The following is an 18818-nucleotide window of genomic DNA, read 5'->3' on the forward strand; positions in this document are numbered from 1 at the left end:
ATTCTTACTAACAACTGATTGGCATTTAGCCGAAAGCGAACTAACCTTCATGTTTTATCTTTGGAGTATAAGCAATGCACTATCTAGATGGCTGCGGGCAAAAAATATCTCTTTCTTAATCGCGAAATTCTGCCATTAGCTTACTCCTCTATTTTTGAATGATGTTTGGTGTCTTTCATGGTTGTATACAAAATCAATGAAATTAAAATGCAACCTGTAACATACCAATAGAAGTAATTTTCGTGGCCGATATTTTTAAACCAAAGTGCAAAATACTCGGCTGTACCGCCAAAAATGGCTACGGTTAAAGCATATGGAAGTCCTACGCCCAAAGCTCTAATCTCTGCCGGAAATAGTTCAGCCTTTACTACGGCATTTATACTGGTGTATCCACTCACAATGATTAAAGCAGCAATCATTAATAAGAAAATAATAGTTGTGTTGGTTTCGCTGGCTAAACCAGTTAAAATAGGAACGGTACAAACAGAACCTAAGACGCCAAAACCAATTAATAACGGTTTCCTGCCAATTTTATCAGATAATAAGCCAAACAATGGTTGCAAAATAGCAAATACTAAAAGCGAAATAAATGATAACGTTGTTGAAGTTTCTTTGCTTAAATGAACAGTATTAACTAAGAATTTTTGCATGTAAGTACTGAAAGTATAAAAGGCAATTGTTCCACCCAGTGTTAAACCAACAACCGTAAAAACTTCTTTCGGATATTTCATCAGCACAGCAATTCCACCTTTTTTTGCTTCTTTATCTTTGCTTTTGAAAGCTGAGGTTTCGGCAATATGTCGTCTTAAATAAAGTGCAATAAAGGAAAGTATAGCACCAATAAAAAATGGTATTCGCCAGCCCCAATCATGGAGTTGTTCTGGAGTAAGCAACCAGTTTTGCAAAATTAATTGGATACCCAAAGCCAGTAACTGACCGCCAATAAGGGTTACATATTGAAAGCTCGAATAAAAACCACGGTGTTTTTTGGAAGCCATCTCACTTAAATAAGTAGCAGAGGTTCCGTATTCTCCGCCCGTACTTAAACCTTGAATTAGTCTTGCAAAAACCAAAAGCAATGGTGCTAAAATGCCAATTTGCTTATAACCCGGTGTCAACCCAATAATTAAGGAACCGATTGCCATGATGAAAACTGATAATGCCATAGCGGTTTTTCGGCCTTTTTTATCGGCAATGCTACCAAATAACCACCCACCGATTGGTCGCATTAAAAAGCCTACTGCAAAAATTCCGGCTGTATTTAGGAGTTGAGCAGTAGGATTGCTGTTAGGGAAAAAAACGGGAGAAAAATATAACGCAAAAGCAGAATAAGTATACCAATCGTACCACTCTACTAAATTGCCCACAGAGCCACCGAAGATAGATTTTAACCTGTGTTTAACGTCATTCATGTCTTCGGACGGAAAATCATTTCTGGATTTATTCATATGCTTACTGTGAAAGAATGATTGTTTTTTAAACAAACGAGTTAAACACTAAGTGGTAAGTTTTGTTTAATTTGTAAGATAGTTTTAGAATAGTTGATTTGCAAGAAAGTATTCAAAAAATTAAGTCACCAATTTCTAGCACCCACTTATTAAATTAAGCATGAAAGATAACTTTTCTACCCAGTCTGCTGAGTATGCCATCTATCGACCAACATATCCTCAAGAGCTATATGATTACCTTTTCAATTTGGTGAACAACAAAGATGCCGCATGGGATTGCGCAACAGGAAATGGACAGGTTGCCAGGGTTTTAGCACAGCATTTTAAGTCAGTATATGCGACCGATATTAGTGAGCAACAGCTTAAACAGGCGCTTAAAATGCCAAATATTGTGTACGACGTAGCGCCTGCTGAAAAAATAAATGTTCCCGATCAAAGTTTTGATCTTGTGACGGTAGCGCAGGCAATCCATTGGTTTAATTTTGAAGCATTTTATTCTGAAGTGAAACGAACACTCAAGCCCAATGGCTTACTGGCCGTAATTGGTTACGGGATCATGTTTATAGATAAAAAGGTTGATAAAGCCATTCATAAGCTTTACGAAGATATTTTAGGTAAATATTGGGATAGCGAACGGAGGTATATTGAGGAAGGATATAAAACCATTCCATTTCCTTTTGAAGAAATCATTGCACCGCATTTTCAAATTAAAACCAAATGGACTTTCAATCAGATGATTGGCTATTTGAATACCTGGTCATCTCTTCAACATTACAAGAAAGCAAATGATAGAAATCCTTTAGAATATATGTTTACGGAACTGAAAGAGGCTTGGGGAAACGATGCCACCAAAGATGTGCATTTCCCAATATTATTGAGGGTAGGGAGATGAGCATCAAGCTAAAATCGATTGCAAAAAAAAATCCTCCAAAAGTAATTTGGAGGATTTTATATTTTTAGTCTTCGGCTACGCCCAGACTGACATTTTTAAATTATTTTGTAGCGTACATTACTTCTTTAACCGCTTTAACAACTCTATCTGCATTTGGTAAACTAGCAGCAATTAAAGTTGGCGAGTATGGAAGTGGAACATCAGCGCAAGTGATACGTAAAACCGGTGCATCTAAATAATCGAACGCTTTTTTCTGAACCATAAAAGCAATCTCACCTGAAAGTGATGCCAATGGCCAAGCTTCTTCTACCACTACTAAACGGTTGGTTTTCTTAACAGATTCGATAATCGTGTCGTAATCGATTGGGCGAACAGTACGTAAATCAATTACTTCTACATTGATTCCCTCTTTTGTTAATTCCTCTACTGCTGGATTAACTACACGAGTTAACATTTTACCGAAAGTTACGATAGTTACATCTGTACCTTGTTTAGTTACATTTGCTTTACCGAATTCGATATAATATTCTTCTGCAGGAACGTCACCTTTATCGCCATACATTACTTCCGATTCCATGAAAATAACTGGATCCGGATCGATGATTGCTTGTTTTAATAAACCTTTTGCATCATAAGGAGTTGATGGAACAACAACTTTTAAACCTGGGGTATTTGCAAACCAGTTTTCGAAGTTTTGAGAGTGTTGTGCACCTAATTGACCGGCGTTACCTGTTGGACCGCGGAAAACCATTGGGCATGAGAACTGACCACCACTCATTGATAAAATTTTAGCAGCACCGTTGATAATTTGATCGATAGCTACTAATGAGAAGTTGAAAGTCATGAACTCCACAATTGGAATAAGGCCTGCTGTTGCAGCACCAGTTGCAATACCTGCGAAACCAAGTTCGGCAATCGGGGTATCGATAATACGTTTTGCACCAAATTCATCAAGCATGCCCTGACTTACTTTGTACGCTCCGTTATATTCTGCTACTTCTTCACCTAATAAAAAAACGCGGTCATCTTTGCGCATTTCTTCTTGCATGGCTTCACGTAGTGCTTCTCTAAATTGGATTTCTCTCATTGTAAATTTTAATAACGGTGGCAAATATAATTATTAATCGCTACCAAACCAAAGGGAATTAAACCTCTATATTGTAATAATTATGGTTGATAATGGTGATTTTTAAGGCTTTTTGGATCGAGCTTGTACGTCTGTTTTACATTAGCTAAAATAATATTTTGTAATGCTTCCACTAAGCTTGTTTTTGTATCAGGTTTTTGGTTTTTCTCGAAACTTCCCTATCTGCGTCTGTAATTTCGTTGTATTAATAAAGTTTAGTGATTCGGATTCAATAATCCATAAATCTCACTATCTAAAAACTGGCCTCTGAAATAAAAATCTTGTTTAAAGTGAGCCTCTTTAACAAAGCCATGTTTGATAAGCATTTGCCTGGAAGCATCGTTTTCTACATTGATATTTGCTTTAATGGTATGCAGATTGATGTATTCAAAGCCAAAATCAATTGTTCTTTTTAGCGCTTCGGATATTATTCCTTTTCTCCAGTAGTCGGGGTGTAGCATATAGCCGATTTCTGCCCTGTGATTGGCAAAATCAGTTCTCCAATATCCAATGGAGCCAATCATTTCATCAGGATTTTCTTTTAATGCGATTACCCAAGCCAAATTATCACCATTTTCGAAACCCTGATTTAATGTGGTGATAAATGTTTGAATGTCCAATAAATCTTGAGGTCTTTCTCGGTCGATGTATTTCATTACCGTTTCATTGGTACGCATTGCGAATAAAGTTTCCGCGTCAGATAGCGAATGTTCACGAAGAATTAATCGTTCGGTTTCGAGTATTGGAAATTTGGTGAAGTTGAGGGTAAGCATTTTTAAATTTAAGTGTTTAACCACAAAGGATGCAAAATATTTAAAAAAATGATCGTCATTGCGAGGCACGAAGCAATCCTAATGCTGTAGGTTTATTAGTGAACGTTTTAAGATTGCTTCGTGCCTCGCAATGACGATGAGGCTATGGATTTTTGGTTTAGACTTTCTTCTTTAGTCTTTAAGCTTTTCTTTTACCTCCCAAAAAGTGTTGTATAAATAGAATAAACATAATTTCCAGAATTTTGACTGGCTCTAAAAGGAATACTATAATCGAATAATTCTTTCAGCTTTCTCCTCAATGCATTTAAAAAGGCGTGTTTTTCTGATGCGAGAAATTCATTTCGTAACAGGCCGCCTTTGCCAGTAAAATGGATCCCATCTTTACTCATTGTTTTGACTACATAAAGATTCGGTTCCACATTTTCGTTCTTCGATATTTGCTCGTACACGTGAGTATAAAAGAGCGTTTGAATAAGCGCTTTGTTAATGTTGCCACAATCCGTATCGAAACACTCTTCTATGGAAGAATACTTGAGTTTATCGCTTCCCGTTTTATAATCCACAATTCTATAGCCACCACTTTTCAAATCAACGCGATCGATAATGCCGTAAAGCTTAATGTGTTGGTTTTTGCCATTCGCTTCAAAGCTAAATTCGACATTGCCCTTTTGCTCTAAGCCAATTAAAGTAAATGGTGCATCTTCGGTATCCTGTTTTAAAATAATATTGATATACTCGTTTACAATAGCGAACACAATTTTTTCCATCCCATTTAATTTAATTGTTTTGGCTAGTCGTTTTACATGGGTCAGGCGGATCTCTTTTGGTTCTTTTTTATCGCCGTATAAAGAATCGGCAAAGCCTTCAATAATTAGTTCGGGAATATCTTTTCGCTTCTCTTTAATTCTTTCTGCCGTAATTTCTGGCGATACGATGCGCAGCTGTTCGTAAAATTGCTCCATCGCATAATGCAGAATTAAACCAACTTTATAGGCTTCTACAGTCTCTTCCACTTCTTTTGGCTCTTCAATTCCGGCAATGTATTTATAAAAGAAATCGATTGGATTGGAGATATAGGTGGTTAAGGCCGAAGCAGAAAGGTATTTTTGTCCCGAAAGGTATTTGTTTAAAACTTCCTGAACCTTTTCCGATTTTAAAACAACCTCCTCACGTTTGAGCTCCGTTTTAACAGCAAGCTGAAGCTCCTGATGATTGAAATTAAATCCGCTTTCATATTCTAATTGCTTAATAAATCTGGAGGGTTCGCCGCTGTTACTTTCATCAGTTAAACTGTTATAAACAAAATCTAGATTTTGAGCCCGTTGAATTAAACGATAAAACATGTAAGCTGAAATGGCGTCTTGATTTTCAAGCACTGGTAAACCATAAACCCTCCTTAAGCTATCAGGAATAAAGGTAGTCGAGGTAGAAGCTTGCGGAACAATCCCCTCATTTAAACCCAAGATAATCACCCGATCGAAGTTTAGGTTTCTACTTTCCAGCAAGCCCATAATCTGAATTCCACTCAGGGGATCTCCTTCCAAGGGAACCGCAATTTCTGCCAGCGATTTTTGGATCAGCGAAAGCACAAAACTAAGCTCTATTTCCTTGTTGTACTTATCGATATGGTGCTGTAAAGTATCCTGCAAACGGTTAAGTTCCTGAATGGTTTTGCCAAATAATTCAGCATCAATCTTCTTTAAACTTTTGCTTGCGAGCTCACGATGTAAAACATAATCCAGTAACTCATTTAATATAGTGACTGTGTTAGTTGTAGAATGTATAGGCTCAAAAAACTTCGCTAACAAACCGCCTTGTCGCGTTAGGCGCTGGTATGGAATTTCTGCAAGCTGCTCCTTAATTAATGCATCGATTATTTTCGGACGCATGATTTCGCTTATTCCGGTTAACGGATGCGATAAAAAAGCTTCAGCAGTTTGATATTTAATCGTTTTTTTTGCGCTTAATTCAGATTGAACTGTTAACCATAAATCGGCCAGACCATACAATGAAGAATTGGCCAGGCCAAAACCCATGGTAATATTTACATCTATTTTTTTATCCTCAATAGTTGATGGAATGGTTTGCATTAAAGGAATTAGCAAACTTTCATCTGCTAAAATAATCGCTGTAGAAGTTATGGCTTGATTATTTAAAATCATTTCTTTTTCCTTAGCCAGCAATTCATTTACAATTTTTGCCTGTGCCGTTTGCCCTTGCACTTTAAATACATTTACCGCTCTTGGTGATGTTTTGATGAAGCCGGTTTCATTTGATAATTGGTTGATCAGGCCTATCTGCTTTAAGTTTCGTCTTAAAAACAATCCCGATTCCTGCATCTCATCTTCCAGGTAATAACTATCCGTATCGAAATAAAAGATCGCTTTATCCTCATCCTGCCAGCGTTTAAATGCCTTGGCTTCTGCTTTGCTTAGTGCATTGAACCCAATAAACACTAGTTTTTTTCCAGTGTATTTAGCCGTAAAATCGATTTCGTTTGTACCCTCGCCGATGTTTTTATACAAGCGGGCCATGGTAATAAAATCTTTGGTTTTTAACTGTTGATGGAATTCATTGTACAATAGAGGCATTCGATGCCACATCCGGATAAATAGCTCTTGCTGTTTTTTAAATTTTCCTTCGGAATAAGATTGCCAGAACTGCGATAAAAAGGCTTTTTGCTCTGCCGTTAAGAAATCGAACTGCTGGTTAATCACCGCAATATCTTCCAGTTCTGTAAACAGCCTGGTAGCGTCAACCAGATCATTATCAATCTGACTAAAATCGCCTAAAATAATTCGGGCAATGTTATGGAATTTTGCAATAGAGGGCAGTTTTTCAATGCCTTCGTTTTTTAAAAGCTGAATGTAGCAGTCGTAAAGGGTGAAAAACTGGGTATAATGATCGGCGATTTTTAGCGGTGTTGCCTCTGCAAAAAATTCAGAAACTGTGTAAAATGAAGGACTCCAAAACGGTTTCTGATAAATGTCGGCAAGGTGCTTTTGTAAATACGCAGTTGGGCGCTTATTGTTAAACACAATGGCACAATCTTGCAAATTCTGACCAAACTTAGCTACTAAATCTTTGGCAACATCTTGTAAAAATGGGTTCATATTTTAAACAGCTTTTAGTTTGCCTAAGGTGGCGTAAAACAAATACGGTTTAACATCCTGGTAGCCCATAGCCTCTATTAAGTTTTTGTAATTGGTGATTTGAGCAATATGACTTTGGCTTTCCTCAGCTGTGAATTTGTAATCGATAATAGAAACTTTTTCTCCATTTAACACCAGCTTGTCTGGCCGGTAGGTTTTACCGTCAATACCAACAATCGATTTTTCATTAATTTGATTGGCATTTTGACTTAGTAATGCGCTCAATTCTGGGTGGGCCAAAACCGATGATGCCTGTGTAATATAATCATCCTTCTCCTCTTCGAGTATCAATCCCTCCAAAATCAATTTCTCAACGATGTCTGCAATTTCATCAGCTTTATTTACTTCAGCCAAAATTAAATGCAGGTTACTCCCTTTCTTGCCAGATTTGGTAATATTATCTATGTATCGTTGTGGCCGGTTCTCGCTTTCTTCGTATACATCTTCCAACCGATCAGTTGTAGGGTAGGCTGTTAAGTTCAATGCCTTTAAACTCTCCATGCCATCGCCTTTGGTTGAAAAGGTGCCAATTGCGATTTCATCAGTATGTTCGAAATCTTGTTCATAAGCACTAAAAACAGCATCGCCAATGTGGCTTAGTGAAGGTTTCTTCTTGCCTGAAAAAGAAATGTATAGATAATCTTTAGCCCTTGTAGTAGCCACATAAAGGCTATTTAAAGCATCCATATAATTCATCAAAAGTTCTTCCAGATAGTATTTTGCTACGGATGAACCTTTTAAGCTGCTCGTAAATTGAAGCGGAACACTCTGCAAATCGGCGTAAGGCGTCCCTTCCATGGGTACCCAAAAAGCGTTGTTGGCTTTTCCACCTAATGGCCACTCGCAAAAAGGAATAAATACCGCTCTAAAAGCCAAGCCTTTTGATTTATGGATGGTCATCACCTGGATGGCATTTGCAGTTTCGGGCGACGGTAGGTTTTTGTTATGTCCTTCTTCTTCCCACCAATCTAAAAATGAGGAGATGCCTTTTTCGCCCTGACGCGATGCTTTATTGGTTAAATCTCTAAATGCCAACAGATAAGGTAAAAATGGGTTAATTCCGTTTTTATGATAGGTGTCTAATTGGAAAGCCTTAATTATTTTCTCTATTAGTTCCGAAACGGGAAGTGCCATCCAGCTTTTATAATTAAGACAAAAATCTGCAGGCAAAACATGTTGCAGGTTTTCCATCGAGGTGTCCTTCAGTCCAAAATAATGATCGCCATTAATGGGGTTTTCATGCAGTTGGGCATATAAGGCAATACAATTTGCTTTATACAAAGCAGAATTGGCTGGACTAACGACTAATAATTTCAGCAAGTTAATGATGAGTTTGATCGCCGTACTATTTGCGATTTTTAAGGCTTCGCCAGATATTACGTCCAGACCAGCTTCCATTAGTGCGTTTACCACTTCTGTTGCTTCTGCGTTAGAACGCACCAAAATCCCTATTTCGCGTTGCTGATAAGCTTTTTCATTTATTAAAAGTCTTACCTCATTAAGCATTTCTGCCAATGAGGCTTGCTTTTTGTTTTCAGGTTCTGCATCGGTAACAATGGTTTCGACGATTCCATCACTGTTGGCTTTTGGTTTATCGAATTCAATTTTTTTGATTTTGATAATGCCGCCTTTGGTAGTTTTAGGATGCGTATTTTGTTCAACACCTTTATAAATATTAGTGATGATGTTGTTGTATTGATTAGTTGGATGGTTCCAGAAACCGTTTAACAATTCATCCTCAGCTGGAATTTCACTATTGATTTTATCTTGTAAGAACACCGCCAGTTTTTGGTAAAGCTGGTTATTGAAGTTGATAATTTCTTCGGTACTGCGGTAGTTTTCTAAAAGTTTATCTTCGAAAACGTTATGTTCTTGCAAATTTGATTTGGCTTTTTGATGTAATAATTTATAGTCGCCATCTCGCCAGCGATAAATAGATTGTTTGGCATCTCCCACGATTAAATGGTCATGGAGTTTTCCGTTGTGGGTAGAAACAGCATTATCAACCAGTGGAAAAAAACTATCCCATTGGTTACTGGAAGTATCCTGAAACTCGTCGAAGAGAAAATTCCTGTACCGGTTTCCCATTTTCTCCCAAATAAAGGATGGGTTTTCACCAGCATCCTGGGCTATTCCATTTAGCAACTTTTGCGCATCGCTGATTAAAAGGGTTTCATTTTCTTCCCGATATTGGGTAAGTAAAACCGCTATTTCTTGCATTAAGCGTAAAAAATATCCATTTCTGATAAACGCCTTAGCTAAAGTATAGTCGCCAATTCCTGTGCCGTAGATGTTTGCAATTTGATGTAAAATCGGGTTGATTTCACTGTAAAGTTCGTTTGATTTTCCTTTCGGAAACCAATTTTCTTCATCATCAGTAAGTTTTAGCACTTTCTCCACGTCAGCAAAGTTGCCCGTCATAATGCTTCTAAACTTTAATAACGGTGAACGACTTTTACCCTTAAAGTCATCAGCAGAAAAACCGCTTACTTCAATAATTCCGAGTGCCGTTTCGGCCAGATCGACTAAATCGGTTTCAAATTTTTTAATGAGATTTTTAGAGAAATCGATGTATTTTTTAAAAACGATATCAGTGTTTTCAGTTCCAAAACTATTTACAGCCACTTCAAAAGATGAAAACTTATCTTTAAAAACTTCGCTTACCAGATTTAAAAGCTCTGTATTGTAATTCCATGATTTATTGTTGCTTATCCTGTCTAATGCCAATTCTACTATCCATTGCAATAAGTTATCTTTCTCATCAAGCAATTTTTCCAGTTTTGCAGTCAGTTCCTTTTTTACCTTTTCGGTATTCATTTCCAAACTGTAGCCACTTTCCAAGCCTAATTCAAAAGCAAAACCACGAATTACTTTTTGTACAAAACCATCAATTGTACTCACCGAAAAGCGACTGTAATCATGGAGGATTTTTCTATAGATGGCGTCGGCTTTGAGCTTTAAGCTTTCCGCGTTTAGTTCTGGATGCGATGCCAGAACTAGCACACGGTAGTCTTCGATCTTTCTTGATGCATCGCCTTTGGCAAAACCCAGCAATACCTCTAAAATACGCGTTTTCATTTCTTCAGTAGCCTTATTAGTAAAGGTTACAGCCAAAATTTCTCGGTATTTATTGTCGCCAGAAAAAAGTAAAGTAAGATAATGTGCGGTTAAACTAAACGTTTTACCCGAACCTGCGGCAGCTTGAAGAATTTTTACGGGTTGTGGCATGAAGTGATCTTGTTTCGAATTTTAAACTTACAACAATTTAAAATTTTCCAGAAATGAGAATATCAACAATCAAATGAAAACTGATGCCTTGGTTCGTGTCCTCACGAACAAAATAACGCTAAGAACTTTTCTTTTTCTTCTTGGCCAATGCTTTACGACTAATCCTCGCCGGCCTTTCGGCCATTTCTATTGAAAGCCCGAGTAGATCTCTAATTACTACAGATGCACAAGCACCGCCAAATGCAGCAGGAAGATAGGAAACGGTGCCATAAGCAGAACGTTTGAAATTACTTCCATCAGTCATAATCATTGAATTTTTGTCCATTTCTTCGGTAGAAAAAACGGCCTTAATTTTATCTGCGCCAACCAATTTGTTTAATCTTTTACGAACGTAACTGGCAAAAACACATTGGTAAGTGTCAGGAAGCATCGTAATGCTCAATTTAGTGGGATCCATTTTGCCACCGGCACCCATTGAACTTACAATGGGAATATTTTTTTCCAGCGCAGTAGAAAGCAAGGTGATTTTCGGCATCACGCTATCAATGCAATCCATGATGTAATCAAATTTCGACTCTAAAATTTCACGACATTTTTCTGGTGTGAGAAATGTGTTTACAACATGTAGTTTCAATTCGGGATTGATTGCCAATAAACGCTCTTGCATAATTGCGGCCTTACTCACGCCATGATTGGTGGCCAGAGCAGGCAACTGCCGGTTGCGATTGGTAGGGTCAACCACATCGCCGTCAACAATCGTCATTTCGCCAATACCAGAGCGGCAAATGAATTCTGCTGCAAAAGAACCAACGCCTCCCAAACCGATTACTAATACGTGTTTCGATTGTAATTTATCGATTCCATCATTGCCAAGTAAAAGGGCGGAGCGAGAAAGCCAGCTTGTATCAGACATTTTGCTTAATTTTTTACCACAAATAAAAAGGATGAACACAGATATTAAATCTTTAATCTGTATTGCAAATCTGCAATTAATTTATTTTTTTATTGCCACGGAAACAGAGATTAACACGGAATTTTTTCTGTGAGCTCGTGCTTCCGTGGCTGATTATTTTTAAACACTTTAAAAAAAAAACTATAATCAGTGTTTATCCGTGTCCATCTGTGGTTAGTTAAAACAGGTTCAACTTTTTCCAGTCCGCAAAAATACGTGCTTTCAATTCATCAACAGAACATTTTTTCAAATTTGCTACTGCTTGATAAATTTCTTCAATTGGAGTTTCAGCATCATCAGTTTCCAAAAAAAAGTTGTCCGTTTCTTGGATCAGCTTTTGTGCACCCGAATTTTCCTTTAAAATCGCTGAGCCAAAAGAGAGGAGAAATCCTTTAGAGATTAGCTGTTTCCCCACTTCGGCCTTCTTGTTAAAACCATGAATAATCATTGGAACTTTCACATTCAAACGACATTTGATTTCGATCAATTCTGAATAGGCTTTTACGCAGTGCAAAATAAGGGGTTTGTTTAGCGCCTCTGCAAGTGCTATCTGACTTTCTAAAATAATCAATTGATTCGCCAGGGGTTCGCCCTTCAGTTTATCTAAACCGCATTCGCCGATCAATTTCACGTTTTTCTGCCTGGCCAAAACACTTAAATATTTCATTTGGATTTCGAGCTTTTCTAACGTTGCATACCATGGGTGCAAGCCAATAGAAATTGGCTTGGTTTTAGGCATCGCCAGAAAAATATCGCTAGTAAGTGAAAGACTTTGAATGCTGGTTACACCTTTAGTCTGCGATGCTTTATGCGTATGTAAGTCTAAAAAATCCATTATTTTAACAAAGATATACAATTGAAAAATGTATTCCTTCTGTAAAGAATCTGCTGGTAATCTATTAATCCGGTCGACTTTATTATTTTTGCATTATTATATTGACATCATGAAAAAATTACTAATCATATTAACTGCTGTATTTATCTCAAGTGCAGCATTTAGTCAGGCGAAAAAAGAAGGCGTTCATATTTACAACCCTGAGTCAAATGCTTTGGCCGACCTAAAAGCTGCCACTGAAAAGGCTGCAAAAGCAAATAAACATGTTTTGGTACAGGTTGGCGGAAATTGGTGCAGTTGGTGTATTGCTTTTCATAACCTGGTTGATACATCTGCCGTGCTAAAACAAACCATCAACGACAATTATGAATATGTTTTAGTAAACTGGGATAAAGATCACCATAACGATGAGGCGATGAAATACTTAGGATTTCCTAATCGCTTCGGTTATCCAGTTTTTGTGGTTTTGGATGGCAAAGGAAAAGTGCTTCATATCGAAAACTCATCTTATCTTGAAACCGACGAAATTGGTGCTAATGGAAAGAAAAAAGTAGGACATGATGTAAAGAAAATCACCTCCTTTTTAAAGGGATGGACGGTTGCTGCGGTTAATCCAGAAACCTATAAACCGAAAGCAAAATAAAGTAGAAGGTAAGCCGGGGATAGAACTCACGTTAAAATAAAAGCCGCAGATTTGCAGATTTAAATCTGAAAATCTGCGGCTTTCTTTTTAGTCATCTAAGTCATCTTCATCCGTTAAGTCATCTACGTTTAATTCGTATGATGATCTCGATGCTTCATCTGCTTGTTCCAATAAGTCTTTATCGTGTTCTATATTGGAATCGTCGCCATCTAATTCATTGATGTTTTCTGTATCGTCCTCTCTGCGTAAAGCATCGTTCGGATCGTTCGAATAATCTTCGTCTTCTGGGTCTATCATAATTTTTGAGTTTTATAAATAGATAATGATCTGGAATAGAAAATTGTTTTAATTTTTTGAGTTTCGAAAATATTATTACTTATTTAAGTAAATCTAAGATACTCAGCACTGTCAGTTTTTTCTGCTCACCGCTTTGCATGTCCTTTAGTGTCAACTCGCCGCTTGCAATTTCATCGCCACCAATTAAAATTACATAGGGAATATTCTTAGCATCAGCATAGGCCATTTGCTTTTTCAGCTTCGCTGATGTAGGATAAAGCTCCGTTGCAATTCCTGCATTTCGGAACTGTTGTAAAATAGGCAAGGCAAACTTTTCTGCTTCAGCATCGAAATTACTGATTAAGACCTTCGTTCCAATTTCCGCTGATGCAGGAAAAAGATTCAGTTCTTCCAAAACATCGTAAATTCTGTCTGCACCGAAAGAAACGCCAACTCCAGTTAAATCTTTCAGCCCGAACATGCCTGTTAAATCATCGTATCTGCCACCACCGCCGATGCTGCCCATGGCAACTTCGTTGGTTTTAACTTCAAAAATACAGCCTGTATAATAGTTTAATCCACGAGCCAAAGTGATATCTAACTCAAGTTTTGCGGTAAGTGGTAAAGCATAAGAAATTAAGCTTTCTACATAATCAAAAACTTGTTCGATTTCTGCAATGCCTTTTAAACCAGTTTCAGAAGTAGCTAAAACTTCTTTTAAACTTCTTAATTTCTCCTCGTTTGTGCCTTCCAGTAAAATTACCGGACGAAGCTTTTCCAAATCATCCTCTGTAAAACCACGTTCTAGCAACTCTTTACTTACACCATCTAAACCAATTTTATCTAGTTTATCGATGGCGACAGTCATATCAATAATCAAATCAGGTTTACCTATAATCTCGGCGATGCCTGATAGAATTTTTCTATTATTAATTTTTACCGTAAAATCTTTTAATCCTAATTTAGCCAAAGCTTCATTGTAAATCAAAATGAATTCTGCTTCGTTTAACAAGCTTTCTGAACCCACAACGTCTACATCACATTGGTAAAATTCGCGGTATCTTCCTTTTTGTGGCCGGTCGGCTCTCCAAACCGGTTGCACCTGAAAACGCTTGAAAGGTAAAGTAAGCTCGTGTTGATGCATCACTACATAACGAGCGAATGGAACGGTTAAATCGTAGCGAAGTGCTTTTTCGGAAATTAATGGAATCAATTGATTACTGTTGTCATCCTGAGCAAAGTCGAATGATTTCTTCTTTGCATCTTTTAAATATTCTCCGCTATTCAGAATTTTAAAGATCAATTTGTCACCTTCATCGCCATATTTTCCGGTTAAGGTAGATAGGTTTTCAAAACTTGGTGTTTGAATTTCTGCGTAACCATATTTCCTGAAAACCGATTTTATGGTATCGTAAATAAAGTTGCGTTTCACCATTTCAACAGGCGTAAAATCGCGAGTGCCTTTTGCTAATGAGGGTTTAATAACTGACATAGCCGCAAAAGTACAAAAATGTAAGATGTAAACCTCGCAGGTTTTTAAAACCTGCGAGGTTTGTTAAAAGGCAACTTGATTCCTGGTATGTTTTATTGGTAAGAACTAGAGAATTCGTCATTGCGAGGCACGGTTTATCCCGATTTTTCGGGAAAGCAATCTTAACGCACTCGCTATGATTTAATTTTTATTACAGAGATTTCTCCGCTTCGGTCGAAATCAAAGGTGTTTAAAGGCAAAAACTAGGGAAATTAGATAATACTTATTTATTTCAATAATTAATTTTATCACAGAGAATGAATAGAAAGCTAACATGCTAAAAAACCAGGGGATTTCAAACTTGCTTTTTGTATATTTACCTATGATGATTAAAGAGGAAGAATTATTAAAGTTAAATGATGCTGAGAAATTAGCTGTCATTAATCTTTTGCAATCCAGTTTATTTAATAGCAACTATACGGTAACGGAAGAGCAGCTGCATATTGTAGAAGAGCGATTAGAAAAAATTGAAAAGGGGAATACTAAGTTTTATACTGCCTCCGAATTTCAAGACAAACTCAAGCAAAGAAAATCTTGATTTACAGTTTAGAGATAAGCGACGATGCGCTGACAGATGTCTTTAAAATCTTGGATTACTACGACGAAATATCTGAGAAATTATCTAACAGATTTGAATTCGACTTTAATAGTCGAATAAAATACCTTTCCGGATATCCTGAAAATTTCCAAATCAGATATCTAAAGAAAATGAGAGTAGTTCCCTTAACAATCTTCCCTTACGGAATTCATTTCTATGTTAAAGATGATACTATTTTTGTTGTGGCTGTCTTCCATTATAGCCTAAGTCCTAAGAAATGGAAACGTGGATGAGGTTGACCCTTTAACTGTTGTTCCTTTTTACAAGATAAACGATTAACCAAACGATCAATCCTATTGGTACCATTAATAAAATGCAAACCACAAGAAGTATAATTATTTCTGGAGTTCCCAACATTGCAGCATGTGCAAAGTTTATTAAGCAAACTAAACTGAAAGTTAAATAGAGCGATTTTAGCGTTTTCATAATTTAAATATAATGAAAATTTTGCTATCGGCTAATGTCCTCACCTGCCGAAACATAATTTGCTAGCTTATTTCCCCAAAATGGCTTTAACCATCTCCCTATTCGGTTTCGAGACCGGAATTTTATCGCCGTTGTTCATCAATAAAGTTCCACCATCTTCTTTCAGCCAGCTTTTTACAAACTTGGGGTTGACCAAATGGCTTTGATGCGACCTCACAAAACCTTGCGGTTTTAATAAATCAGAATATTCTTTTAGCGGTTTTGAGATTAAAATTTTCTCACTACTTGATAAATGAAAAAATGTGTAGGTATTATCTGCAACGCAACGTACAATATCATCAACAGAAACATAACGGATTTCGTGCTGCTGTGGTAAGGCGATTTTAGGAACAGCAGGCTCGCTACGTTTAATTTGATTGAGCAAAAAATTGAGTTGTTCACCGTTCACTTTATTTGAAATTCGGTTTTCCGCTTTTGAAACAGCAACCATCAATTCATCGGAATCGACGGGTTTGAGGAGATAATCCAGCGCAGCAAACTTCACCGCTTGAATCCCATAATTATCGTAAGCGGTAACAAAAATAACTTCAAAAGATTTATCGACAAGCTGGTTTAACAGGTCAAAACCAGTGGTTTTACCCATCTGAATATCAAGGAAAAGTAAATCAGGGCGATGCAGATTTATTTTTTCAAAGGCATCATTAATGTTGTTGGCAATTGCAACAACTTTCACCTTAGGGCAATTTTTCGCCAACAAAACCTGCAGGTTTTCTAAATTTGCCAGCTCATCATCTACTAAAATCGCCCTCATTTTATAACCATTGTGATAAAGTAATTGTAACTGTTGTTCCGTTTGTATCAGATTGAATATCTAAAACGAAAGCCGTGTCTTTGTAAACCGTATTCAGTAAAGATATTCTATTTTTGCTTAAAGCCAAGCCCAGGCCATCGTATGTTTGCGTGGTATCAAAACCGCTGCCGTTGTCTGTTATTTTAAGGACTAAATTCGAAACTTGCTTTTCAAAGCTAACGGCAATTTCACCATCTTTTCCCTTCTCGGCAATACCATGTTTAACTGCGTTTTCTACAAATGGTTGTAATAACATTGCTGGTATTTCGATATTCTCGGTGTCTAAATCTGCTGAAGCATTAATCTTATACCGAAACCCGAATCGCAACTGTTCCATTTGCAGGTAATCATCTAATAAGGTTTTTTCTTCAATTAAACTGATGAGTTCTTTGCTATCTAAAACATTTCTGGTAAGGCGGGCAAATTTGCTTAGATAACGATTGGCGTTATCAATCTCGTTTTTGTTCATTAAGTTTTGAATGCCAGCGAGTGCGTTAAACAGAAAATGAGGGTTGAGTTGTGAACGAACTGAATTGAGTTGGAGTTGAGCCGTTTGTTTTTGTTTAATTTCTTCATCAATTTTCTTTTTAGCTTTTCTTTTGCGATTGTTTAAAATTGCAACAAAAATGGCTCCACACAACCCGCCAATAATTATGCTGAATAAAAAAAAGTCTTTTTTAGTATAGCTTTCTTCATCTAATGTTATTGATAGCGTGTACCTTGAAGTATATTTTTCTACTTCTTTTGATGAAATATCGCAATCTAAACAATTAGTCCAATCAATTGATGGTTGAATAATAATTTCATAATCTCCAGACTTTTTAAAAACGTTTTTATCGATTTTTACATATGGATAAGGCTCATTATCTTTACTTTGATAGCCACCAAATTTCCACATCTTTGATTCGAAAACTATTTTATCCGTTAGCTTATCTTTTATCGATAAGGAGTACATATTATCAATATCTGATATGTCTTTAACAATATCTAATAAATCATCTTTTTCATCGAATTTAATATCCGTTTTTTCTTTAGGATTAGCTATATGACTATAATCAAACCCCTTATCTGTTTTAAATTGCTTAATAATATGGTTGATTTTTGATTTGAAAAAAGGTTTTCCGTAAAAAATCGTTTTATCAACATCTTGAGGTTTATCTATGCTATAACCTAATATTGTAATCATTTTGCCTTTTATAGGGAAAACGCCAAGTGATGTTGAGCTAAAAATTTCTTCGTCACCCCCTGCATGAGTGTCTTTTAGTTTCGTTTTATCAATTGATTTATTAACGGCTATGGGTGTATCATCTACTATAATTGAATACCGATATTGTTCGATATTTATATTTTTGCGAAAGTTAATTTGAATACTTAAGTTATTGACTTCGGGTAAATAATTAAATGAAGTATGAGGTTGATTAGGAAATCCTAAAGCATAGTAAACGTTTTTGGCTGAACTATCTACACACATAAGTAGCTTTCCTCCGGCTGCATAATTTTTATTGAAGTTGATGCCCTTTTGTGCATTAACTGTAAATAGTATGATAATTAAGCTGAGAAATGTTAAGATTATCTTTTTCATATATTAAATATTTTCATAAACCTCTGCTTAAAACTTGGCTTACAAAATGCCAAAATAGTAAATGAAACTATCAACTTAGTATTTGAATGGTTTGGAGCAGAATTTAGATTCCGTTGGCTAAAGCCGAACCGCAATAAATAGCGAGTGTTTTTAAAACAAATGATTAGTCTCACATAGATGAAACGATGTGTAGCATTCCATTACTTGCCGTTGGTTTCAACCAACGGAACACAAGATATACATTTGGGGCTTTAGCCAAAACCTGCACTTTGCACCTTTTATTTGCAGTAGTTTCCTAAGCTATCTAAACCCGATGGCAGCGGAAATACTTTTGCAAACCTTATAGGTTTAATAGCGCAATGTAAAATAAACCTATAAGGTTTAACAAAAAGATTGCAGCGAATCAGCGGGGCCGAACTTACCCCAAAAACCACTTCAGCATCTTTCCAAAATCTAATTAGTGAAATCTCCTCATCTGTAATTAGTCCGAAGGAAATACCTCAGTA

The 18818-nt window shown here is 36.7% G+C and carries 14 protein-coding genes; 3 read left to right on the top strand and 11 right to left on the bottom strand.

Annotated features, from left to right (window positions below; translation table 11 throughout):
• Positions 1-140: 140 nt before the first annotated feature.
• Positions 141-1448 (bottom strand): MFS transporter, encoded by a 1308-nt coding sequence (locus tag ACZZZC_RS03480; RefSeq protein ID WP_463484856.1) that lies wholly within the window; start codon positions 1446-1448, stop codon positions 141-143.
• Positions 1449-1608: 160 nt separating this feature from the next.
• Here ACZZZC_RS03480 and ACZZZC_RS03485 point away from each other — a divergent pair, with 160 nt between their 5' ends.
• Positions 1609-2340, top strand: a complete 732-nt coding sequence (locus ACZZZC_RS03485; RefSeq protein ID WP_463484857.1) for a class I SAM-dependent methyltransferase — start codon at positions 1609-1611, stop codon at positions 2338-2340.
• 100 nt (positions 2341-2440) lie between these two features.
• On the opposite strand, the gene ACZZZC_RS03490 is transcribed toward ACZZZC_RS03485, so the two are convergent.
• The 6 genes from ACZZZC_RS03490 to ACZZZC_RS03515 form a co-directional block, all read right to left on the bottom strand.
• A complete protein-coding gene (locus tag ACZZZC_RS03490) occupies positions 2441-3427 on the bottom strand; it encodes a pyruvate dehydrogenase complex E1 component subunit beta (RefSeq protein ID WP_056848203.1) in 987 nt (328 codons plus the stop codon).
• A 254-nt stretch (positions 3428-3681) separates the two neighbouring features.
• On the bottom strand, positions 3682-4239 hold the full coding sequence (locus ACZZZC_RS03495) for a GNAT family N-acetyltransferase (RefSeq protein ID WP_463484858.1): 558 nt from the start codon (positions 4237-4239) through the stop codon (positions 3682-3684).
• A 191-nt stretch (positions 4240-4430) separates the two neighbouring features.
• Entirely contained in the window at positions 4431-7352 is a 2922-nt protein-coding gene (locus ACZZZC_RS03500) for a PD-(D/E)XK nuclease family protein (protein ID WP_463484859.1), read from the bottom strand.
• A 3-nt stretch (positions 7353-7355) separates the two neighbouring features.
• Positions 7356-10619 carry a UvrD-helicase domain-containing protein gene (locus ACZZZC_RS03505; protein WP_463484860.1) on the bottom strand — a complete coding sequence of 1088 codons (3264 nt, stop codon included), beginning with the start codon at positions 10617-10619 and terminating at the stop codon, positions 7356-7358.
• Between the two features lie 118 nt (positions 10620-10737).
• Entirely contained in the window at positions 10738-11532 is a 795-nt protein-coding gene (locus tag ACZZZC_RS03510) for a tRNA threonylcarbamoyladenosine dehydratase (RefSeq protein ID WP_463486613.1), read from the bottom strand.
• Positions 11533-11749: 217 nt separating this feature from the next.
• A complete protein-coding gene (locus ACZZZC_RS03515) occupies positions 11750-12406 on the bottom strand; it encodes a TatD family hydrolase (protein WP_463486614.1) in 657 nt (218 codons plus the stop codon).
• A gap of 109 nt (positions 12407-12515) precedes the next feature.
• Between ACZZZC_RS03515 and ACZZZC_RS03520 the strand changes: the two genes are divergently transcribed.
• Positions 12516-13049, top strand: a complete 534-nt coding sequence (locus ACZZZC_RS03520) for a thioredoxin family protein (RefSeq protein WP_463486615.1) — start codon at positions 12516-12518, stop codon at positions 13047-13049.
• 87 nt (positions 13050-13136) lie between these two features.
• On the opposite strand, the gene ACZZZC_RS03525 is transcribed toward ACZZZC_RS03520, so the two are convergent.
• A complete protein-coding gene (locus ACZZZC_RS03525) occupies positions 13137-13346 on the bottom strand; it encodes a hypothetical protein (protein ID WP_463486616.1) in 210 nt (69 codons plus the stop codon).
• A 79-nt stretch (positions 13347-13425) separates the two neighbouring features.
• Entirely contained in the window at positions 13426-14817 is a 1392-nt protein-coding gene (hisS, locus tag ACZZZC_RS03530; protein ID WP_463486617.1) for a histidine--tRNA ligase, read from the bottom strand.
• A gap of 361 nt (positions 14818-15178) precedes the next feature.
• Here hisS and ACZZZC_RS03535 point away from each other — a divergent pair, with 361 nt between their 5' ends.
• Positions 15179-15394 (top strand): addiction module protein, encoded by a 216-nt coding sequence (locus tag ACZZZC_RS03535; protein WP_463484866.1) that lies wholly within the window; start codon positions 15179-15181, stop codon positions 15392-15394.
• Positions 15395-15947: 553 nt separating this feature from the next.
• Here the strand turns inward: ACZZZC_RS03535 and ACZZZC_RS03540 are convergent.
• Together ACZZZC_RS03540 and ACZZZC_RS03545 are read right to left on the bottom strand one after the other, a co-directional pair.
• Positions 15948-16691: a LytR/AlgR family response regulator transcription factor gene (locus ACZZZC_RS03540; RefSeq protein WP_463484867.1), complete on the bottom strand. Its 744-nt coding sequence runs from the start codon at positions 16689-16691 to the stop codon at positions 15948-15950.
• A 1-nt stretch (position 16692) separates the two neighbouring features.
• Positions 16693-18312 carry a sensor histidine kinase gene (locus ACZZZC_RS03545; protein WP_463484868.1) on the bottom strand — a complete coding sequence of 540 codons (1620 nt, stop codon included), beginning with the start codon at positions 18310-18312 and terminating at the stop codon, positions 16693-16695.
• Positions 18313-18818: the final 506 nt, after the last annotated feature.

Source organism: Pedobacter sp. AC212, assembly GCF_979258625.1.